The following is a 20809-nucleotide window of genomic DNA, read 5'->3' as shown; positions in this document are numbered from 1 at the left end:
CAGCCAGCGGTCAGCCCAGCGCCTGCTCCAGATCGGCGAGCAGGTCTTCGACCGTCTCGATGCCGACAGACAGTCGCACGAGATCGCCGGGAACTTCAAGCGGCGAGCCGGCAGCACTCGCGTGTGTCATCCGGCCCGGGTGCTCGATCAGGGATTCCACCCCGCCGAGCGACTCGGCGAGCACGAAAAGCTTGGCCCGGTTGCAGATCTCGACGGCGTGCTCCTCGCCGCCGGCGGCCCGGAACGAGATCATCCCGCCGAACCGGCGCATCTGCTTGGCCGCGACCTCGTGTCCAGGGTGGCTGGGCAGCCCCGGGTAGAGCACCTGGGCCACCTTGGCGTGCCCGTCCAGGTACCCGGCGATCCGCTCGGCGTTGTCGCAGTGCCGGTCCATCCGTACGCCGAGGGTCTTGATCCCGCGCAGGGTCAGCCAGGCGTCGAACGGGCCGTTGACCGCGCCCATCGCGTTCTGGTGGTAGCGCAGTTCCTCGCCGAGCGCGGCGTCGGCCGCCACCAGGGCACCGCCGACCACATCGGAGTGTCCGCCGATGTACTTGGTGGTGGAGTGGACCACCACGTCGGCACCGAGGGCGATCGGCTGCTGCAGGTACGGCGAGGCGAATGTGTTGTCGACCACCAGCAGCGCGCCGGCGTCGTGCGCCACCGAGGCGAGGGTGGCGATGTCGGCGATGCCGAGCAGCGGGTTGGTCGGCGTCTCCAACCAGACGATCTTGGTGCTGCCGGGCCGGATCGCGGCCCGCACGGCGTCCGGGTCGGAGACCTTCGCCGGGGTGTACGACAGGCCCCACCGCTCGGCCACCTTGGCGAAGAGCCGGTAGGTGCCGCCGTACGCGTCGTCGGGGATGACCACGTGGTCACCGGGGACGCAGACGGTACGCAGCAGGGCGTCCTCGGCGGCCAGGCCACTGGCGAAGGCCAGCCCGACCGGCCCGCCCTCCAGCGCGGCCAGGCACTCCTGGAGCGCGTCGCGGGTCGGGTTGCCGGAACGGCTGTATTCGTAGCCCTGCCGGGGCGCACCGACGGCATCCTGGGCGTACGTGCTGGTCTGGTAAATAGGTGGGATCACCGCGCCGGTGCGGGCCTCCGGGTCCTGGCCGGCGTGGATGGCGAGCGTGTCGAAGCCGTGACTCATGCCCGGAACGTTAGTCGTCCAGTCCGTCCCAACGGACGGAACCCGCCACCCTGGCGGTCATATCGATCATGGTGTGGCTTTGCCACCATGCGGGGAGACGCCGCCCGGATCTTGGCCCGGCCGGCGGCCGTACCCCGAGGAGAACCCATGGCTCGTGTCCCGCGCCGCCGTTTCCTGGCGGCGGCGGCCGTCTGCCTCCTGGCCGCAACCGGTGGGCTGCTGGCACCGCCGGCACCCGCGTTCGCGGCCGAGAAGTTCGCCCCGGCACCCGGTGCCGCAGTCGCCGACAGTTGGATCGTGGTGCTGCGCGGCGACGCCACCCGCGACGTCGACGGCAGCGCACGCTCGCTGCTACGCCGCCACCCCGGCGCGCTGGCCGCCAGCTACCGGTCCGCGCTGCCGGGCTTCGCGGTACGGATGTCCACCGCGGACGCCCGCCGACTCAGCCAGGAGCCGCAGGTGGCGTACGTGGCCCAGAACTCGTTGCTGCTCCCGCAGGCCACCCAGACCAACCCGCCGTGGCACCTCGACGCCCTCGATCAGCACGGCGGCGCGTTCGACGGCTCGTACGCCTACGACACCACCGGCCAGGGCGTGCACGTCTACGTCATGGACAGCGGGATGCGGCACACCCACACCGACTTCGGCGGCCGGGCCACCGGGGACGTGAACTTCGTGCCGCAGGGCATCGACCAGTGGGGCACCGGCGACTGCTCCGGGCACGGCACCCAGGTGGCCGGCCTGATCGGCGGCACGGTGCACGGGGTGGCCAAGGGCGTACGCCTGCACACCGTGCGGGTGGGTGGCTGCACCCCCGGCCAGGTCGTCTGGGCCATCTCCGCGCTGGACTGGATCGTCGCCAACGCGGCCCGGCCGGCGGTGGTGAACATGAGCCTGGCGACGACCGCGAACCAGGCCCTCGACGACGCTGTCAACGCGGTGCTCACCGCCGGCATCCCGGTGGTCGCCTCCGCCGGTAACCACGGACAGAACGCCTGCGGCTACTCCCCCGCCCGGGTGCCCGACGTGATCACCGTGGGTATGGTGCACGCCCTGCGGGACCGGCTGCCCAACTCGAACTTCGGCCCGTGCGTCGACCTGTTCTCCTTCGGTGAACAGGTCCCCACCGTCACCGCTACCAGCGACACCTCCACCACCACCGGTTTCGGCGGCACCTCGGCGGCGGCGCCCATCGTCACCGGCGCGGTGGCCCGCTACCTGCAACGCTTCCCCACCGCCTCGCCCCGGACCGTCGCCACGCGGCTGGCCGACGAGGCCACCCGGGACCGGATCACCAACCCGGCCGGCTCGCCCAACCTGGTGCTGCACGTCGACCCGGGTGGGCCGGGCAACGACGGCTTCTCGGGGCGGTACGCCGACGTCAACGGCGACGGCCGCGACGACATCGTCAGCTTCACCCGGGGCGCTCAGCCCGAGGTGTACGTGGCGCTGTCCAACGGGGCCAGCTTCGGCACGGCCACCCGCTGGCACACCTACTTCGCCGCCGGGCAGGAGTTCCCGATGCTCGCCGACGTCAACGGCGACGGCCGCGACGACCTGATCACCTTCACCCGGGGCACCACGGCGGACGTCTACGTCGCCCTCTCCACCGGCACCTCCTTCGCGCCCTCCCAGCTCTGGCACACCTGGTTCGCCGCCTTCAAGGAGACCCCGGTGGTCGGCGACTTCAACGGTGACGGGCGGGCCGACATCGCGACCTTCGTCCGGGAGAACGTCCGGGACGTCTACGTCGCCCTCTCCAACGGCACCCAGTTCGTCGGCACCAGCGTGCGCTGGCACGACAACTTCGTCGGCGACGACGACGTCCCGCTGGTCGGGGACGTCAACGGGGACGGCCGGGACGACATCATCGCGGTCGACCGGTTCACCGGTACGGCGGCGAGCGTCGGCCTCTCCACCGGCAGCGGTTTCGTGCTGGCGTACCAGTGGCTCGACCACTTCCTCAACCTGGGCAGCAGCGAGGTGCCGCTGGTCGGCGACTTCGACGGCGACGGGCGCGACGATCTGGCCGCGGTCAACCTCAACGGGCAGTACGCCGACGTGGTCCTCTCCGCCGGCAACCACTTCCTGCCGCGTACCCGCTGGGCCTGGACCATCCCCGGCGGCGGCGCGATCCCGGGTGCCGGCGACTTCACCGGCGACGGGCGGGCCGACCTGGTCGCCTTCAGCCGGGGGACGGTGGCCCACGTGCACGTCGTCCGCTCGACCGGGTCGCACTTCACCGACCTGCGCCGCTGGCACGACAACTTCGCCGGTGGCACTGCCATCCCGATGCCCGCCAGCCTGTGGTGAGCCACCGGATCGGAAAGTTGCCCTAGCCTGGGGCGGTGGCGGGCTGCGTGTTCTGCGGGATCGTAGCGGGCGAGGTGCCCGCGTTCCGGGTCGTGGACGAGCCGGCCGGGGTGGCGTTCCTCGACACCCGGCCGGTGTTCAAGGGACACGTGCTGGTGGTGCCCCACACCCACCTGGTCACCCTGGCTGACCTGCCGCCCGAGTCGTTGGCCGACTACTTCGGGCTGGTCCGGCGGCTGGCCGTCGCGGTCGAGGCCGGGTTGGGCGCGGGCGGCACCTTCGTGGCGATGAACAGCAAGGTGTCCCAGTCCGTCCCGCACCTGCACACCCACGTGGTGCCCCGCACCAAGGGGGACGGCCTGCGCGGCTTCTTCTGGCCACGGACCCGCTACGCCGACGACGCCGAAGCCACCTCGTACGCCGACCGGATCCGCACCGCCCTGCCCACCGACCCGGCCTGACGCCCACACCCGAAATTGTTCGTTCAGGTTACTTCGCCGCTGCCGAACAAATTCGGTTCGAGAGGTACGCGCAGACACGTTGGCGGCGGGAGCGGGCCTGACCGGCGGCGGGGCGGGTAAGGAAGTACGGTCCGCCGGTGTTGCACGCGGGGAAGGGTACGAAAGGAGTCCCATCGTGTTCCTCCGCCGCATGAAGGCCGAGATGATCTCCCCTGACCGGGCGCTGCCCGGCCGTCCGATAGCCATGCCGGTCGCCGACCGGCACGAGGTGCTCGGCACCCCGCTGAAGGGCCCGTTCCCCGAGGGGTCGCAGGTCGCGGTCTTCGGTATGGGGTGTTTCTGGGGCGCCGAGCGGTTGTTCTGGACCCTGCCGGGCGTGTTCACCACGTCGGCCGGTTACGCGGGTGGCTACACCCCGAACCCGACCTACGAGGAGGTCTGCTCCGGGATGACCGGGCACGCCGAGGTGGTCCAGGTCGTCTACGACCCGGCCCGGATCAGCTACGAGGACCTGCTCAAGGTCTTCTGGGAGAACCACGACCCGACCCAGGGCATGCGCCAGGGCAACGACGTGGGCACCCAGTACCGGTCGACGATCTACGCCACCACCGACGACCAGTTGGCGACGGCCGAGGCGTCCCGCGACGCGTTCGCGCCGATCGTGGCGCGCGCCGGCAAGGGCGAGATCACCACGGAGATCGGCCGGCTCGGTGACTACTACCTGGCCGAGGACTATCACCAGCAGTACCTTGCCCCGACCAAGAACCCGAACGGCTACTGCAACCACGGCCCGAACGGGATGAGCTGCCCGGTGGGCGTGGCCCGCACCACCGCCTGATCCCTTCGACGAGCGGCCACCGCCATCTCGGCGGTGGCCGTAGGGCCGCAGACATCGGACCCAGTGGGGGTACCGCCACGTTCGCCAGGGTCCAAGAATCCGAACGGCTACTGCAAACACGGGCCCAACGGCATGATCTGCCCCGTTGGCGTGGCCAAGACGGCCTGGCGTTGTGTCGGAAGCGGTATTGCTGCACGCTTCCGCTGTGCGGACGATGGCCTACCCCGGCGAGTTCCATGAGATGCCCTGGCCGAAGATCGAAGCCCAACTCGGCGAGTGGTGCGCCCGTTCGCCGCAAATGCGACCTATGCTCGACATCGTCAGGAGTGTCCTCTCCTCCGGAGCCGATGCACAGCTGGCGGGGTTGTTGTCCATGACGGACCTGGTCGTGGTCGCGAGACCGGCGCCCAGCCCGCCGTACGACGAAGTGATTGTCCGGTACCAGGCCCCATGGATCACGGTCGAGACGCTGACCCACAACGGCAGGAACGACCGAATCCGACGCCCGGTCGAGGACGCCGTCCCGCTGTTCTGGCGGTTCATGATCGAAAAGTTTGGCATCCATCCGTCACCCAGCGGGGCGCCACTGGACGAAGAACCGACGTCAGTGCCCTGTCCGCAGGATGACGGATCTTGACGGGGTGAGTTCCGTACCGCATCAACGGCCAGTCAGCCAGAGGGCCCGGTCCTGCCGACCGGGCCCTTTTCCACGACCCGGGTATTAGGGCGTACGTCACAGGGCGGAGCGCCAGCCGACTCGGGCATCCGGGCACGATGCGGCAGCCGACGCCCGAGGTCACGAACGAGGGCGCAGGCAGGTTACGCGGGGCGCGGATTCTAGCAAGTCTGTTACATGACTGTCATTGTCTCAACAGGCAGACTGCAACATCCTCTGGCAGCATGTTCTGACATGTGCGGACTGGCTGGAGAATTCCGAACGGACGCGACGCGCGCAGATGTCATCGCGGTGGAACGGATGGCCGCCACGATGTGCGACCGCGGGCCCGACGGCAGCGGAGTGTGGTCGAACGGTCCGGTCGCGCTCGGTCACCGACGCCTGAAGATCATCGACCTTTCGGCGGCCAGCGGTCAGCCCATCGTGGATTCGACGACCGGGCTGTCGGCCGTCTTCAACGGCTGCATCTACAACTACCGTGAGCTGCGCGCCGAACTGTCGGCCAAGGGCCACACGTTCTTCTCGACCGGCGACAGCGAGGTCGTGGTCAAGGCGTACGCCGAGTGGGGGCTCGACTTCGTCGACCACCTGATCGGGATGTTCGCCGTGGCGATCAGCGAGCGGGACAGCGGTCGCCTGGTGCTGGCCCGGGACCGGCTCGGCATCAAGCCGCTCTACCTCGCCGAATCAGCAGGTGTGCTGCGGTTCGCCAGCACCCTTCCCGCCCTGCTGGCCGGCGGCGGCGTGGACACCACGATCGACCCGGTCGCGCTGGCGCACTTTCTGAGCTTCCACAGCATCGTGCCGCCGCCGCGCACCATCCTGCGCGGCGTCAGCAAGCTGCCACCGGCCACCGTCCGGGTCTACGAGCCCGACGGCCGCAGCCACGAGCGGATCTACTGGAACCCGCCGTTCCTGCGCCGCGACGAGCACGCCGACTGGTCCGAGAAGGACTGGCAGGACGCCCTGCTCGAATCCCTGACCACCGCCGTACGCCGACGGATGGTGGCCGACGTGCCGGTCGGCGTGCTGCTCTCCGGTGGCCTGGACTCCAGCCTGGTGGTCGCGCTGCTGGCCGGCGAGGGACAGCGGGGACTGTCCACCTTCTCCATCGGCTTCGACGCGGTCGGCGGCCGGGAGGGCGACGAGTTCCGTTACTCCGATGTGGTCGCCAAGACCTTCGACACCGACCACCACCAGATCCGGGTCGCCGCCCAGGATCTCGTGCCGCCGCTGGAGGCCGCCGTCGCGGCCATGAGCGAGCCGATGGTCAGCCACGACTGCGTGGCGTTCTACCTGCTCAGTCAGGAGGTGTCCCGGCACGTCAAGGTGGTGCAGTCCGGCCAGGGTGCCGACGAGATCCTCGGCGGGTACCACTGGTATCCGCCGCTGCACCGGATCGACCGCGAGCAGGCCCTCGACACGTACGCCCGGGCGTTCTTCGACCGGGACGCGGCCGGGCTGGCCCAGGTGCTCAACCCGGACTGGCTGGCCGAGGGGGACCCGGCGCGGGAGTTCGTCGCCGCCCACCTGGCCGCCCCCGGCGCGCAGACCGCCGTCGACGCCGGCCTGCGTATCGACACCCAGATCATGCTGACCGACGACCCGGTCAAGCGGGTCGACAACATGACCATGGCGCACGGGCTGGAGGCCCGGGTGCCTTTCCTGGATCACGAGTTCGTGGAACTGGCCGCCGCCTGCCCGCCCGAGCTGAAGCTCGCCCAGGGCGGCAAGGGCGTCCTCAAGGAGATCGGCCGCCGGGTGCTGCCGCACGAGGTGATCGACCGGCCGAAGGGTTACTTCCCGGTGCCGGGCCTCACCCACCTGGAGGGCAAGCTCCTCGACCGGGTACGGGACGCGCTGCACGCGCCCGAGGCCCGTCGCCGCGACCTTTTCCGCCCCGATTACGTCAACGCCCTGCTCGACGCACCCAACGCCGAACTGACCCCGTTGAACGGAAACAAACTGTGGCAACTCGGACTCCTGGAAATGTGGCTCCAGAGCCACGGAATCGACTGACCGTGACCGACACCCTGGCCACCGGGGTAGCTCGGACCGACCGGGGCCGCGGACGGCGGTACGAGCGGGTCGGCCCGGGCGGTGATCCGATCGCCGCAGGCGGCAGCGCCGACCCCGGCGAGGACGCCGAACGCCCGCGCGACGACGCAGGTGTCGTGCTCGACTGCGGCTGGGGGCGGCTGGTCTTCGGCCAGACCTTCCACGACCAGGCTGCGGTCGCCGACATCCTGCGCTCCGAGGCGGCCGGCGCCCGCGACATCTGCATCTACCTGCGGGACCCGCACGTGCTGGTGTCCCGCCTGCCCGACGAGTTGTTCATCGACCCGTCGCTGACCTACCGGCTGCCGCTGTACGGCCCCCGGGCCGACACCGGCACCGGCGAGCAGACCGGCAGCGCCGGCACCCCGGCGCTCACCGGCGGCCCGCCGGAGCTGCCCGGGGTGCGCATCCGTCGGCTGCACGACGCCGCCGACGCGGACGCGGTCAACCGGATCTACGCGTCCAACGGCATGGTCACCGCACCGGTCGAGGTGCTCGTGGACAACGCCGCCACCGACCGCTTCCTGCACCTGGTGGCGGAGGTGACGACCGGCGAGATCGTCGGCACCATCACCGGCATCGACCACGTCGCGGTCTTCGACGACCCGGACAACGGCGCCAGCCTCTGGTGTCTGACCGTCGACTTCAACCAGGCACCGCCGGGCACCGGCCAGGCGCTGATCACCGAGCTGGCCGCCCGGCTGGTCGCCCGGGGTCGGGCGTACGTCGACCTGTCGGTGCTCGCCGAGAACGTCGGCGCGATCCGGCTCTACGAGCGGCTCGGCTTCTACCGCACCGCGACGCTCTGCGTGAAACGCAAGAACCCGATCAACGAACGACTGTTCCTGCCCGCCATGCCCGAGGGGTACGACCAGCTCAACCCGTACGCAAAAATCGTCGCCGACGAGGCGATGCGGCGCGGCATCCGGGTGGAGGTGACCGACCCGCAGTGGGGTGAGCTGCGGCTGTCCACCGGTGGCCGGACGATCCTCACCCGCGAGTCGCTGTCCGAGCTGACCTCGGCGGTGGCGATGAGCCGCTGCGACGACAAGCGGGTCACCCGCCGGATCCTGGCCGAAGCCGGGCTGTCCGTGCCACGCGGACGCACCGCCACCGGGGACGCCGCCGACGCCGAGTTCCTGGCCGAGGTGGGCGAGTTGGTCGTCAAGCCGGCCCGCGGCGAGCAGGGCAACGGCATCACCGTCGGGGTCAGGACGCCCGAGGCGCTGGCCACCGCGGTCGAGCTGGCCGCACGGTACTGCCATGAGGTGCTGCTGGAGGAGTTGTGCGCCGGCGAGGACCTGCGGGTGGTCATGATCGATCACGAGGTGGTGGCCGCCGCGGTCCGCCGTCCCGCGTCGGTCACCGGTGACGGGGTGCACGACATCGCCGAGCTGATCGAGCGGCAGAGCCGTCGTCGGGCCGCCGCCACCGGTGGCGAGTCCCGCATCCCGCTTGACGACATGACCCGTGACGTGGTCGCCGAGGCCGGGTACGCACTGCACGACGTCCTGCCCGAGGGGCAGGTGCTGGCCGTACGGCGCACCGCGAACCTGCACACCGGCGGCACCATCCACGACGTCACCGGCGAGCTGCATCCGGTGATCGCCGAGGCGTGCGTGGCCGCCAGCCGGGCCCTGGACATCCCGGTCACCGGTCTTGACCTGCTGGTACCGGCACCGGACCAGCCCGAGCACGTCTTCATCGAGGCCAACGAACGGCCCGGGTTGGCCAACCATGAGCCGCAACCCACCGCGGAACGGTTCGTGGATCTCCTCTTTCCCGGGACGCGGGCACCGCAACGGCTCTGGACCCCGGCGGGTGCGGCACCATCTGGGGCATGACCGTACGCAAGACCATTCCGCTGCCGCTCGACCTGGAGTACCTGCGCCAGGTGCTTATCGAACTGCTGGACATTCCCAGCCCGTCCGGGCGTACCGACCACGTGCAGCAGTACGTCGGCGAGCGGTTGTCCGCGCTCGGCATCCCGTCGACGTTGACCCGCCGGGGGGCGCTGAGCGCCTGCCTGCCCGGCCCTCGGGAGCACGGGGCGGACCGGGCAATCGTGGTGCACACCGACACCATCGGCGGAATGGTCAAGCGGCTCAAGGAGAACGGCCGGCTCGAACTCAAGCCGATCGGTACGCACAGCGCCCGGTTCGCCGAGGGGGCCCACGTCCGGATCTTCACCGACGACCTGGAGCGGGTGATCACCGGTCAGGTGCTGCCGCTCAAGGCCAGCGGCCACCGCTACAACGAGGCGGTCGACTTGCAGGGCATCGGCTGGGAGCAGGTCGAGGTACGCGTCGACGAGCCGGTGGAGGACATCGACGGCCTGCGGGCGCTCGGCATCGACGCGGGCGACTTCGTGGCGTTCCTGCCCAACCCGACGGTCACGCCCAGCGGGTACGTCAAGTCCCGCCACCTGGACGACAAGGCCGGGGTGGCCGCGGTGCTCACCGCGATCAAGGCGATGGTCGACGCGGGGGTGCAGCCGGCCGTCACCGCGCACCTGCTGATCACCGTGACCGAGGAGATCGGCCACGGTGCCTCGCACGGTCTCGACCCGGACGTCGCGGAGATCGTCTCGGTCGACGCCGCGGTGGTCGCCCCCGGCCAGCAGTCCCGGGAGGACGCCGCCACCCTGGCCATGGGCGACGGGGTGGGCCCGTTCGACTACCACCTGACCCGCAACCTGGCCGCCATCGCCCGGGAGCACGGCGTGGATCTGGTCCGCGACGTCTTCGACTACTACCGCTCGGACGTGGCGGCGGCGGTGGAGGCCGGCGCGCACGCCCGGGTGGCGCTGCTCGGTTTCGGCGTCGACGCCACCCACGGCCACGAACGCACCCACCTGGAGGGGCTGCGGCAGCTGGCCCAACTGCTCTGCCTCTACCTGCAGAGCGATCTGGTCTTCCCGGAGTGGGACGCCGAGCCCGAGGGTGACCTGGCGAACTTCCCGTCCCTGTCGGTGCAGCCGGCCAGCGAGGACGGCCCCCGCGAGGGTCCGATCGGCATCGCCCCCGGCTCGTGACCCGCCGGCCCCGGCATTCCCGGGGCGGCTGTGATCGAAATCCGTTGCCGCCGGCTTCGGCGCTGGATAGCGTGGCGGTACACGGGAAAGGAGGTGGTCCAGACTTGTATAGCAATCGGACTCGTGAGGTGGCTGTCCGCTAGCCGCTGTCCTCGACAGTGACCGTCTGATCCCAGGCGGGCAGTAAGAAGTCGTCGAGACCGTGTGGCAGCGGTGCGGCGAAACCACGACAAGCCACCCGACCCCCGGGGTGCCGACCCAGTCCAGTCGGCCCGCGTCCGCGCGGAAGCCCCGGGGGTCGCTTCATTCCACGGGAGGCCGCCGTGTCGATGCGTGAGCTGGTGGTGCTCGGTACGGCCAGCCAGGCCCCGACCCGGGCCCGCAACCACAACGGGTACGTGCTGCGCTGGGACGACGAGGTGATCCTCTTCGACCCGGGTGAGGGCAGCCAGCGGCAACTGCTGCACACCACGGTCACCGCCACCGACCTGACCCGGATCTGCGTCACCCACTTCCACGGCGATCACTGCCTCGGCCTGCCCGGCACCATTCAGCGGCTCTCCCTGGACCGGGTCTCCCGCCCGGTGGCGGTGCACTTCCCGGCCGAGGGCGCCGAGTACTTCGCCCGGCTACGGCACGCCAGTTCCTTCTACGAGACCGCCGAGCTGGCGGTGACGCCGATCGAGGCCGACGGGCAGCGCATCGCGTTGCGCTGCGGCACGCTGGAGGCCCGCCGGCTGCGGCACCCGATCGACACGTACGGTTATCGGCTGGTGGAACCGGACGGCTGCCGGATGCTGCCGGAGCGGCTGGCCGCGTACGGCATCGAGGGGCCGGCGGTCGGTGAGCTGCAGCGCGTCGGCCATCTCGACCTCGACGGGCATCGCGTCACCCGCGACGAGGTGAGCGTGCCGCGACCCGGGCAGCGGTTCGCCTTCGTGATGGACACCGGCCTCTGCGACGGGGTGTACGCGCTGGCCGAGCAGGCCGACCTGCTGGTGATCGAGTCGACCTTCCTGGAGTCGGAGGCGGCGCTCGCCGCCGAGGTCGGCCACCTGACCGCCGGCCAGGCCGCGCGGGTGGCGGCCGAATCGGGGGTACGCCGTCTCGTGCTCACCCACTTCTCCCAGCGGTACGCCGACCCGCGCCGTTTCGCCGACGAGGCCCGCGCCCACTTCGACGGTGACCTGGTGATCGCCGAGGACCTCACCACCGTGCAGGTCCCACCCCGGCGGGTACCCTCGGCTGGGTGACTGTCACGCTGCGTGCCGCGACCGCTGACGATATCGCGGCGGTGGGCCGGCTCCACCAGCGTTCGCGGGTCGCCGCGTACTCGTCGATCCTGCCGCCCGAGGCACTGGCCGACCCGACACCGCAGGCGTTGGCCGAGTACTGGACGCTCCGGTGGAGCTATGAGCAGGCCGACCACCGGATGACCGTGGCCGAGCGGGACGGCACCCTGGTCGGCTTCAGCTACCTGGGGCCGGACGACGAGGACGACCCGGACACCGGCCTGCTCAACGCCATCCACCTGGAGCCGGCCGAGCGTGGTCACGGCGTCGGTCGGGCCTTGATGATCGACGCGCTGGCCGCGATGGGGCGGCGCGGCTGGCGCCGCGCGGTGCTCTGGGTGCTGCGCGACAACGCACACGCCCGCCGCTTCTACGAGCGCGGCGGCTGGCGACGGACCGGGCTGGAACGCGACGAGACGGTCGGCCGGTTCCCCGTGCGCCAACTCCGCTACACCCGCGACCTGATGCAAGGAAGGGCACCCTGTTAACGCCTGCAGTAGAGGAAGGGCCCCCTGTTAACACTCGATCCCGCAACGGGCGGCCGGGTGTTAACAAGGGGCCCTTGCTATGCATGGGGCGTTAAAAGGGGGCCCTTCCTTACACCTCAGCGAGCGCCGAGGTGGGCGAGCAGGTCCTGGCGGGTGAGAACGCCCTTGGGCTTGCCGTCGATCAACACCAGGGCGGCGTCGGACTTCTCCAGCAGGTTGACCGCCTCGCTGACCGGCTGGCCACCACCGACCATCGGCAGCGGCGGTGCCATGTGTCGCTCGATGGTGTCGTGCAGCTGGGCCTGACCGGTGAACAGCGCGTCGAGCAGGTCCCGCTCGGCGATCGAGCCGGCCACCTCGCCGGTCACCACCGGCGGCTCGGCCTTGAGCACCGGCAGCTGCGAGACGCCGTACTCGCGCATGTAGTCGACCGCGTCCCGGACCGTCTCGGTCGGGTGGACGTGCACCAGTTCGGGCAGGCCACCCGGCTTACCGGCCAGCGCCTCGGCCACGGTCGGCTCGGAGCCGGAGTTGTCGAGGAAGCCGTACCGGGCCATCCAGGTGTCGTTGAAGATCTTGGAGAGGTAGCCCCGGCCGCCGTCCGGCAGCAGCACCACGACCACGTCGTCCGGGCCGGCGGAACGGGCCACCTCCAGCGCGGCCACCGCCGCCATCCCGCAGGAGCCGCCGACCAGCAGCCCCTCCTCGCGGGCCAGGCGCCGGGTCATCTCGAAGGACTGCTTGTCCGAGACCTCGATGATCTCGTCGGCCACGCTGCGGTCGTACGTCTCCGGCCAGAAGTCCTCGCCGACCCCCTCGACCAGGTACGGCCGACCGGTGCCGCCGGAGTAGACCGAGCCCTCCGGGTCCGCGCCGATGACCTTCACCGTCCCGCCGGACGCCTCCTTGAGGTACCTGCCGATGCCGGAGATGGTGCCGCCGGTACCGACGCCGGCCACGAAGTGGGTGATCCGCCCCTCGGTCTGCTTCCACAGCTCCGGGCCGGTCACCTCGTAGTGCGAACGCGGGTTGGCCGGGTTGGCGTACTGGTTGGGTTTCCAGGCGCCGGGGATCTCCCGGGCCAGCCGGTCGGAGACGTTGTAGTACGAGCGGGGGTCCTCCGGCGCGACGGCGGTCGGGCAGACCACCACCTCGGCGCCGTACGCCCGCAGCACATCCTGCTTGTCCTGGCTGACCTTGTCCGGGCAGACGAAGACGCACTTGTAGCCCTTGAGCTGGGCCACCAGGGCCAGCCCGACACCGGTGTTGCCGCTGGTCGGTTCGACGATCGTGCCACCGGGCTTGAGGATGCCCGCGGCCTCGGCGTCCTCCACCATGCGCAGCGCGATCCGGTCCTTCACCGACCCGCCGGGGTTGAGGTACTCCACCTTCGCCAACACGGTGGCCTGGATGCCCTCGGCCACGTTGCGCAGCCGCACCAGCGGGGTGTTGCCGATCAACTCGACGACGTTGTCGTAGTACTGCACCTCGGTGTGCCCTTTCCTTCGACGCCGGCGCCGCAGGCCTGGCGGGGGTGTCTGGCGTGAAATTCCCGCGCCAAGGGTACGTCGATCAGGGCACGACGTGGCCAGGGACCACGGTGCTGGTGCGGGCCTCCCACTCCAGGAACCGCTCGGTCTCGGCAAGGACGGCCCCGGCCAGCCAGGTGACCATCACCGCGTCGTCGATCAACCCGAACACCGTCAGGAACAACTCCGGGACCGCGTCGACCGGGGAGACGATGTACGCCGTCGCCGCCGTCATCATGGCCAGTCGAAGGCCCCCGTCGTACCGGCCGCGGGCCGTGGCGGCGATCATCCTGGGCAGCGCGCCGATCCGCGCGCCGAGCGACGGTCCGCCCCGCGCACCGGCAGTCAATGCCCTGCCCAGAGCCACGAAGGCGGCACCCCGCTTCAACGTCCTAGCCATCGTCTTGCTCCTCTCCACGTGCAGCGTGACGACCCGACGCAACACCCTGCAATCAAATACCCAGAGCTGTCAGTTTCCAGGCCCACCGGTGCAGTTGGCGAGCACCGCGGAACGTCGTACCGGCGCGCTAATGTCGCCCTATGGGGGCCGTTGGTTCTGTCGTACCGGACCGTCCGCGTTTGCAGCGCGCCTGGCGGGTGGCCCGACTGGCCGCGTTCGGCACCGGCGCCACCGCGGCGGCTGCGGCCGCCGCCACCGGCATTCTGCTCGGTCAGGCCCGTCAGGCCCGCCGCACCATCCCGATGGCCGAGGCACCGCCACCGCGCTGTGACGGGGTCTACGGGGCCAAGTTCCCCGGCCCGGCGCTCAACCTGGTCGTGCTCGGCGACTCCTCCGCCGCAGGCTACGGCGTGCACCGCCGCCGGGAGACGCCCGGTTCCCTGCTGGCCACCGGGCTGTCCCGGCGGCTTCAACGCCCGGTGCGGCTGCGCTGCTTCGCGGTGGTCGGTGCCATCTCCGCCGGCCTCAAGTTCCAGGTCGAGGCGGCCCTGGAGGGCGACCCGGACGTCGCGGTCATCCTGATCGGTGGCAACGACGTGACGAACCGTGCCCCCCTCGGTCTGGCCGTGCGACACCTCGTCGAAGGGGTCCGGGCACTGCGTGCGGCCGGGGCCGAGGTGGTCGTCGGCACCTGCCCTGACCTGGGCACGATCCGCCCCATCCAGCCACCGCTGCGCTGGCTGGCCCGCCGGTGGAGCCGCCAGCTCGCCGCCGCCCAGACCGTGGCCGTGGTCTCGGCCGGCGGCTGGACGGTCTCCCTCGGTGACCTGCTGGGGCCACGTTTCACCGCCGAGCCGGGGCGAATGTTCGCCTGGGACCGGTTCCATCCCTCCGCTGAGGGGTACGCGGTGGCAGCCGCCGCCATTCTGCCCACCGCGCTCGCCGCACTCGGCCACGGAGCGGAACGCAGGCCTTCGCCAACCCGCGTCGAAGGCGTACGGTCGTTGCCGAAGGCCGCTCACGAAGCGGCGAGGCATCCGGGGACGGAGGTCAGCGGCACGCAGGTCCGTGGCAGCGAGAGCGGTCCGGGCGGCCGCTGGGCGCAACTGCGTCGCCGAGGGCTGTTCGGTGTCGGTGCGGTGTCACAACCGGCCGGTGCCGACTCACCCGCAGTGGAGGAACTCAGATGACCGAGCGGACGATGCTCCCGTTCACCCGCGCTACCCGGGCCGGGGCAGCACGATGAACAGCACCCCCGGCGGCCGGCTCGCCGGCTGGCTGGCCCGTACGGCCGCAGCCTCCCTGCTCGCCGGCACGATCGGCGGTGCGGCCGTGCTCGCCGGGCAGGCCGTGGTGGCCCGCAGCCGCCGCTACGCCCAGCCCGAGCTGGGTCTGGCGCTGCGCGCCACGGTCGGCCGCACCGGGGCCCCGCAGCTGCGTCTGGTGCTGCTCGGTGATTCGTCCGCCCTCGGGGTCGGCGTCGACCGGCTCGGCGACACCATCGGCGGGCAGTTGGCCGAGCTTCTCGCGGAAGGCCCGGCCGGGCGTCAGGTGCGGCTGTCAAGCGTCGGTGTCTCCGGGTCACGCTCCACCGACCTGGCGACCCAGGTGGCCCGGGCGCTGCTCGGCGAACAGCCGGACGTGGCGGTCATCCTGATCGGGGCGAACGACGCCACCACCCTGCGCCGCCCGGCCGACGCCGCCGCCTATCTCGGCGCGGCCGTGCACCGGCTCCGCCAGGCCGGCGTCGAGGTCGTCGTCGGCACCTGCCCGGACCTCGGCGCGGTACGCGCCATCGCCCCACCGCTGCGGCAGGTCGTCGGCTGGGTCGGCCGTCAGGTCGGCCGCGCCCAGACCAAGGCGGTTCTCGACGCCGGCGGGACGGTGGTCGATCTGGCCGCCGAGACCGGCCAGGTGTTCCGGGCCGACCCCGGCACGTTCTGCCACGACGGCTACCACCCCTCCGCCGACGGCTACCGCGTCTGGGCGCACGCGCTCCTGCCGGCGGTGGCCGCCGCAGCGGCCGTCTCTCCCCGCCGCTGACCGCTTCCCTCACAAGTTACTGGCGCGTTAACGTTGGGTCATGCCGATTGAGTCGCCACGCGATGCCGTGATCGTCGCCACCGCCCGCTCGCCCATCGGTCGGGCACACAAGGGCTCCCTCCGTGACCTCCGCCCCGACGACCTCGCCGCCACCATCGTGCAGGCCGCCCTGGACAAGGTCCCCCAGCTCGACCGGCAGGAGATCGACGACCTCTACCTGGGATGCGGTCTGCCCGGCGGCGAGCAGGGCTTCAACATGGCCCGTGTGGTCACCATCCTGATGGGCCTGGACCAGGTGCCCGGCGCGACCCTCACCCGCTACTGCGCCTCGTCGCTGCAGACCACCCGGATGGCGATGCACGCGATCCGGGCCGGCGAGGGCGACGTGTTCATCTCCGCCGGGGTCGAGGCCGTCTCCCGGTACGCCCGGGGCAGCTCCGACGGCCTGCCACCGGAAGCGCAGGCCCTCGTGGGCCGCTGGGAGAACCCGCGCTTCGCCGAGGCGCGCAAGCGCTCCAAGGCCCGCTCCGAGGGCGAGGCACCGGTCTGGACCGACCCGCGCGACGAGGGCGCGCTCCCCGACGTCTACCTCGCCATGGGGCAGACCGCGGAAAACCTGGCCCAGGTGTACGACATCTCCCGCGCGGACATGGACGAGTTCGGCGTACGCAGCCAGAACCTGGCCGAGAAGGCGATCGCGGACGGCTTCTGGGACCGCGAGATCACCCCGGTGACCACCCCGGACGGCACGGTGGTCAGCACCGACGACGGCCCGCGTGCCGGAGTGACCCTGGAGGCCGTCTCCGCCCTCAAGCCGGTCTTCCGGCCGGACGGCCGGATCACCGCCGGCAACTGCTGCCCGCTCAACGACGGGGCCGCCGCCGTGGTCATCATGAGCGCCCAGCGGGCGCAGGAGTTGGCCGTCACCCCGCTGGCCCGGATCATCTCCACCGGCGTCACCGCGCTGTCCCCGGAGATCATGGGACTCGGCCCGGTCGAGGCGAGCCGGCAGGCCCTCCAGCGGGCCGGCATGACCATCGACGACGTCGACCTCGTCGAGATCAACGAGGCGTTCGCCGCCCAGGTCATCCCGTCGTACCGTCAGCTCGGCATCCCCGAGGAGAAGCTGAACGTGATGGGCGGGGCGATCGCCGTCGGCCACCCGTTCGGGATGACCGGCGCGCGGATCACCGGAACCCTGCTCAACGCCCTGCAGTGGCACGACAAGACCATCGGCCTGGAGACCATGTGCGTCGGCGGCGGTCAGGGCATGGCCATGGTGCTGGAACGCCTCAGCTGAGCAGTACGCGGCTCGCCTGCCTGCTCGGCGGCGTTCCGTCAGAGCGCGGCTCGGGTCGCGGCCACCTCGGCCGTGGCCCGGGCCAGGACGTCGTCGGCGGGGCCGGCGGCGAGCAGATCGGCCGCGACCACCCGGAGCTGGTCGGCCAGAGCCAGGTCGTTGTCGAGCCGAGGGACGACCCGCCGTGGTTGCCCTTCCGCATCGGCCGCCAGATCAGCGATGTCCTGAATTAGCCGATACACCAGATCGGCCCGTGGCAATTCGCTGGCCGAGGCGACACCAGACCACCGCCCCTGCTGCCAGTGCCCCACCTGCCGCACCAGCAACTCCACGCCCCGCTCCAACTCCACATCCCCCACCCCCAAAACCCTACCCACCCCCACCCTCCCCACCCCACCCTCCGGAACCCGTCGATCTTGCACTTCCGGTCGCCGAATAGCCCCTTGTGCACCTTTTGCCGGGACAGAAAGTGCATGATCGCCGGCAGCGAGGGCGGGTGGGGCGGGGACGGGTGGGGACGGGTGGGGTGGGATGACGACGGCGCCCGTTCCCTGGCGGGAGCGGGCGCCGGTCGGTCGTGGGGCGGTGAGGTCAGTCGTCGCCCTGGAAGTAGCTCAGCAGTCGCAGGATCTCGATGTAGAGCCAGATCAGGCTGACCAGGATGCCGAACGCGGCGACCCAGGAGTAGCGCTGCGGCAGGCCCATCCGGACGCCGTCCTCGACCTCCTTGAAGCTGAGCACGAAGCTCAGCGAGGCCACCACGATGCAGACCAGGCTGAAGCCGATGGCGAGCGCACCACCGTCGCGCAGACCGGTGTTGACACCGAACAGCGACAGCACCAGGTTGATCAGCATGACCGCGAAGAGGCCGGCCATCACCGCGATCAAACCCTTGGTGAACTTCGGCGTGGCCCGGATGACCCGCGCCTTGTAGAGCATGGTCATCACGAAGAAGACACCGAAGGTGGCGACGACCGCCTGGATGACGATGCCCGGGTAACGCGCCTCGAAGAACTTGCTGATCGCGCCGACCAGGACACCCTCGACGACGGCGTACGCGACGACCAGCGCCGGATTCGCCATCTTCGAGAACGAGATGACCAGGCCGAGCACCAGGCCGACGATGGCCGCACCGATCCAGGCGACACCGAGCAGTGCGTCCGGTACCAGGATCCAGGCCGCTGCGGCGGAGACGCCGACGATGGCCAGGAGCATGACCGTCTTGACCACCACGTCGTCGATCGACATGGGGGTGACCGCCTGCGGCGCCGCCGGGAAGCCCGGCGCACCGGGGTAGCCCGCCTGCGGCGGGTACTGCTGGGGGTAACCGGGCTGCTGGGGGTAACCGGCCTGCGGGTACTGCTGGGGGTAACCGGGCTGTCCGTACGGCCCGGTGGGGGCGTACCCGGCGGCACGCTCCCGCTCGGCCGCCTGGCCGAGCCGAGCGAGTACCGGGTTCGAAGTCTTCACTGTCTGGCCTCCCTAAGGGGGTCGTGGCACGTCAACGCGCCCTATAAGAGTAAACGGCCGGAACAGGGGGTTGGACGTCGGAAGGCTGAGGGAACGCTGAGAGTGCCCGGGGCGGGGGTCGAACCCGCACGCCTTGCGGCAGCCGCTTTTAAGGCGGCCGTGTCTGCCGTTCCACCACCCGGGCGGGTGACCCCGACGCGCCGACACGCGGCGGTGCAGTGCCACGGTAGCGGTTTCCCGGCCGATACGACGTCCCGTGCGCCGACCACTCCAGCGCCAATCCGAAACGACACACGTCAACGCACCCCGGCCCCAATCGGACGACAACCGGGCGGACGCTGCTAGATGCGGCATAGGCGCAGGTGTTAAAAGGGGGCCCCTGCTCTACGCGAGGCGTTAAGAAGGGGCCCTTCCTTACTTGCGTCCCCTACTTGCGGGAGGCTTCGGCGAACTCCTCGCGGGGGTCGTGCAGCTGGCCGAGGGCGACCACCTCACGCTTGAGGAAGAACGCCAGCGTCCAGTCGACCACCACTCGGATCTTCCGGTTGAACGACGGAATCCGGCTCATGTGGTACGTGCGGTGCATGAACCAGGCCGGCCAGCCGGTCATCTTGATGCCGTACACCTGGGCCACGCCCTTGTGCAGGCCGAGGCTTGCCACGCTGCCGGCGTGCTTGTGCTTGTAGGCGACCGGCTCGCGGCCCCGGATCACCGCGACGATGTTGTCGGCCATCCGCTGGGCCTGGCGCACCGCGTGCTGTGCGCTCGGCGAGCAGAAGTTGCCCGGCGCCTTGGTCAGGTCCGGTACGGCGGCACAGTCGCCGGCGCTCCACGCGCCCTCGACCACCCGGTCGCCGTCGACCACCTGAAGCGTCGGCAGGCAGGTGACCCGCCGCCGGTCGTCACGGGGGAAGTCCGTCGCGTCCAGCATCGGCGAGGGCTTCACCCCGGCGGTCCAGACGATGGTGTCGGAGGCGAAGCTGTCGCCGTCGGAGAGTTTGACCACCCCGTCGACGCAGGACTCCAGGCGGGTGTCCAGCCGGATGTCCATGTCCCGCTTCAGCAACTGCTGCACCGTGTAGGCGCCCATGTCCCGGTCGACCTCGGGCAGTACCCGCTGGGTGGCTTCGACAAGCACCCACCGCATGTCCGACGCCTTCAGCTCCGGGTAGTACCGCAGCGCGTCGCGGGCCATGTCCTCCATCTCGGCGAGCGCCTCGATGCCGGCGTACCCGCCACCGACGAAGACGAAGGTCAGCGCCCGGCGGCGCACCTGCGGGTCGGTGGTCGCGGCGGCCACGTCCAACTGCTCCAACACGTGGTTGCGCAGATAGATGGCCTCACCGATGGTCTTGAAGCCGATGCCGTGCTCGTGCAGACCGGGGATCGGCAGCGTACGGGAGACCGAACCGGGCGCGACCACCACATGGTCGTACGCGATCTCCCGGGGCGGGCCGACGATCGGCTGCACGGTGGCGGTCTTGCGGTGGTGATCGATGCGGGTCACCGCACCGGACACGACGGTGCACCGGCGCAACTCCCGCCGCAGCGGCACCACGGAGTGCCGCGGGGAGATGTTGCCGCCGGACGCCTCCGGCAGGAACGGTTGGTACGTCATGTGCGGCTGGGGGTCGACGACGATGACCTCAGCCTCACGGGAACTCAGCTTCTTCGACAGGCGCAGCGCCGCGTAGAGACCGACGTGCCCGGCACCCACCACAAGGATCCGCTTCGGATTCACGCCTACCATCTTT

General features: G+C 70.8%; 18 protein-coding genes and 1 tRNA gene. 12 read left to right on the top strand and 7 right to left on the bottom strand.

The features are described from left to right. Positions 1–10: 10 nt before the first annotated feature. Positions 11–1153 carry a cystathionine gamma-synthase gene (locus tag EG812_RS15335; RefSeq protein WP_013731657.1) on the bottom strand — a complete coding sequence of 381 codons (1143 nt, stop codon included), beginning with the start codon at positions 1151–1153 and terminating at the stop codon, positions 11–13. A gap of 147 nt (positions 1154–1300) precedes the next feature. Here EG812_RS15335 and EG812_RS15330 point away from each other — a divergent pair, with 147 nt between their 5' ends. The 9 genes from EG812_RS15330 to EG812_RS15285 all read left to right on the top strand — a co-directional run bounded on the left by EG812_RS15330 (position 1301) and on the right by EG812_RS15285 (position 12313). Continuing rightward, positions 1301–3466 carry a S8 family serine peptidase gene (locus EG812_RS15330; RefSeq protein ID WP_158632511.1) on the top strand — a complete coding sequence of 722 codons (2166 nt, stop codon included), beginning with the start codon at positions 1301–1303 and terminating at the stop codon, positions 3464–3466. 35 nt (positions 3467–3501) lie between these two features. Continuing rightward, complete coding sequence (locus tag EG812_RS15325; RefSeq protein ID WP_126711896.1) at positions 3502–3927, top strand: HIT family protein; 426 nt, start codon at positions 3502–3504, stop codon at positions 3925–3927. A gap of 175 nt (positions 3928–4102) precedes the next feature. Beyond that, entirely contained in the window at positions 4103–4765 is a 663-nt protein-coding gene (msrA, locus tag EG812_RS15320) for a peptide-methionine (S)-S-oxide reductase MsrA (protein ID WP_126711895.1), read from the top strand. A 205-nt stretch (positions 4766–4970) separates the two neighbouring features. Then, the gene (locus EG812_RS15310) at positions 4971–5402 is read left to right on the top strand and encodes a hypothetical protein (RefSeq protein WP_126711894.1); all 432 of its coding nucleotides are present in this window, start codon (positions 4971–4973) and stop codon (positions 5400–5402) included. A 273-nt stretch (positions 5403–5675) separates the two neighbouring features. Continuing rightward, positions 5676–7460, top strand: coding sequence for an N-acetylglutaminylglutamine amidotransferase (locus EG812_RS15305; RefSeq protein ID WP_126711893.1), 1785 nt, complete (start codon positions 5676–5678; stop codon positions 7458–7460). Positions 7461–7462: 2 nt separating this feature from the next. Further along, positions 7463–9343, top strand: a complete 1881-nt coding sequence (ngg, locus tag EG812_RS15300; RefSeq protein WP_126711892.1) for an N-acetylglutaminylglutamine synthetase — start codon at positions 7463–7465, stop codon at positions 9341–9343. Continuing rightward, entirely contained in the window at positions 9340–10533 is a 1194-nt protein-coding gene (locus tag EG812_RS15295) for an osmoprotectant NAGGN system M42 family peptidase (RefSeq protein WP_013731651.1), read from the top strand. Before ngg ends, EG812_RS15295 begins: the two co-directional genes overlap by 4 nt. A 323-nt stretch (positions 10534–10856) precedes the next feature. Continuing rightward, on the top strand, positions 10857–11786 hold the full coding sequence (locus EG812_RS15290) for a ribonuclease Z (RefSeq protein ID WP_126711891.1): 930 nt from the start codon (positions 10857–10859) through the stop codon (positions 11784–11786). Further along, the gene (locus EG812_RS15285; RefSeq protein WP_126711890.1) at positions 11783–12313 is read left to right on the top strand and encodes a GNAT family N-acetyltransferase; all 531 of its coding nucleotides are present in this window, start codon (positions 11783–11785) and stop codon (positions 12311–12313) included. The genes EG812_RS15290 and EG812_RS15285 overlap by 4 nt, the downstream gene beginning before the upstream one ends. A gap of 116 nt (positions 12314–12429) precedes the next feature. Here the strand turns inward: EG812_RS15285 and EG812_RS15280 are convergent, their stop codons facing one another. Continuing rightward, positions 12430–13800, bottom strand: a complete 1371-nt coding sequence (locus tag EG812_RS15280; RefSeq protein WP_013731648.1) for a cystathionine beta-synthase — start codon at positions 13798–13800, stop codon at positions 12430–12432. 85 nt (positions 13801–13885) lie between these two features. Further along, the gene (locus tag EG812_RS15275; protein ID WP_013731647.1) at positions 13886–14242 is read right to left on the bottom strand and encodes a YkvA family protein; all 357 of its coding nucleotides are present in this window, start codon (positions 14240–14242) and stop codon (positions 13886–13888) included. Between the two features lie 140 nt (positions 14243–14382). Between EG812_RS15275 and EG812_RS15270 the strand changes: the two genes are divergently transcribed. Genes EG812_RS15270 through EG812_RS15260 form a run of 3 tightly spaced genes read left to right on the top strand, consistent with a single transcriptional unit; the run spans position 14383 to position 17585 of the window. Next, entirely contained in the window at positions 14383–15432 is a 1050-nt protein-coding gene (locus EG812_RS15270; RefSeq protein WP_013731646.1) for an SGNH/GDSL hydrolase family protein, read from the top strand. Between the two features lie 52 nt (positions 15433–15484). After that, positions 15485–16285: an SGNH/GDSL hydrolase family protein gene (locus EG812_RS15265; protein WP_126711889.1), complete on the top strand. Its 801-nt coding sequence runs from the start codon at positions 15485–15487 to the stop codon at positions 16283–16285. Positions 16286–16325: 40 nt separating this feature from the next. Then, positions 16326–17585, top strand: a complete 1260-nt coding sequence (locus EG812_RS15260; protein ID WP_126711888.1) for an acetyl-CoA C-acetyltransferase — start codon at positions 16326–16328, stop codon at positions 17583–17585. A gap of 38 nt (positions 17586–17623) precedes the next feature. Here the strand turns inward: EG812_RS15260 and EG812_RS15255 are convergent, their stop codons facing one another. The 4 genes from EG812_RS15255 to EG812_RS15240 form a co-directional block, all read right to left on the bottom strand. Continuing rightward, positions 17624–17944 carry a hypothetical protein gene (locus tag EG812_RS15255; protein WP_126711928.1) on the bottom strand — a complete coding sequence of 107 codons (321 nt, stop codon included), beginning with the start codon at positions 17942–17944 and terminating at the stop codon, positions 17624–17626. A gap of 232 nt (positions 17945–18176) precedes the next feature. Further along, positions 18177–19055, bottom strand: coding sequence for a Bax inhibitor-1/YccA family protein (locus EG812_RS15250; protein WP_013731642.1), 879 nt, complete (start codon positions 19053–19055; stop codon positions 18177–18179). Between the two features lie 103 nt (positions 19056–19158). Continuing rightward, positions 19159–19239 (bottom strand) — tRNA-Leu (locus EG812_RS15245). Positions 19240–19482: 243 nt separating this feature from the next. Beyond that, entirely contained in the window at positions 19483–20796 is a 1314-nt protein-coding gene (locus tag EG812_RS15240; protein WP_013731641.1) for an NAD(P)/FAD-dependent oxidoreductase, read from the bottom strand. Positions 20797–20809: the final 13 nt, after the last annotated feature.

The organism is Verrucosispora sp. FIM060022 (assembly GCF_003977705.1).
In the GTDB taxonomy this organism is placed as follows: domain Bacteria; phylum Actinomycetota; class Actinomycetes; order Mycobacteriales; family Micromonosporaceae; genus Micromonospora; species Micromonospora gifhornensis.
The sequence above is the reverse complement of the archived record's forward strand: the minus strand, read 5'-3'. Positions and strand labels throughout refer to the sequence as shown.

What these genes read in the sequence shown, in the direction of transcription:
- EG812_RS15330 (WP_158632511.1), top strand. Translation starts at nt 1,301, where the DNA reads ATGGCTCGTGTCCCGCGCCGCCGTTTCCTGGCGGCGGCGGCCGTCTGC.
- EG812_RS15295 (WP_013731651.1), top strand. Translation starts at nt 9,340, where the DNA reads ATGACCGTACGCAAGACCATTCCGCTGCCGCTCGACCTGGAGTACCTG.
- EG812_RS15275 (WP_013731647.1), bottom strand. Translation starts at nt 14,242, where the DNA reads ATGGCTAGGACGTTGAAGCGGGGTGCCGCCTTCGTGGCTCTGGGCAGG.
- EG812_RS15270 (WP_013731646.1), top strand. Translation starts at nt 14,383, where the DNA reads ATGGGGGCCGTTGGTTCTGTCGTACCGGACCGTCCGCGTTTGCAGCGC.
- EG812_RS15335 (WP_013731657.1), bottom strand. Translation starts at nt 1,153, where the DNA reads ATGAGTCACGGCTTCGACACGCTCGCCATCCACGCCGGCCAGGACCCG.
- EG812_RS15265 (WP_126711889.1), top strand. Translation starts at nt 15,485, where the DNA reads ATGAACAGCACCCCCGGCGGCCGGCTCGCCGGCTGGCTGGCCCGTACG.
- EG812_RS15305 (WP_126711893.1), top strand. Translation starts at nt 5,676, where the DNA reads ATGTGCGGACTGGCTGGAGAATTCCGAACGGACGCGACGCGCGCAGAT.
- EG812_RS15260 (WP_126711888.1), top strand. Translation starts at nt 16,326, where the DNA reads ATGCCGATTGAGTCGCCACGCGATGCCGTGATCGTCGCCACCGCCCGC.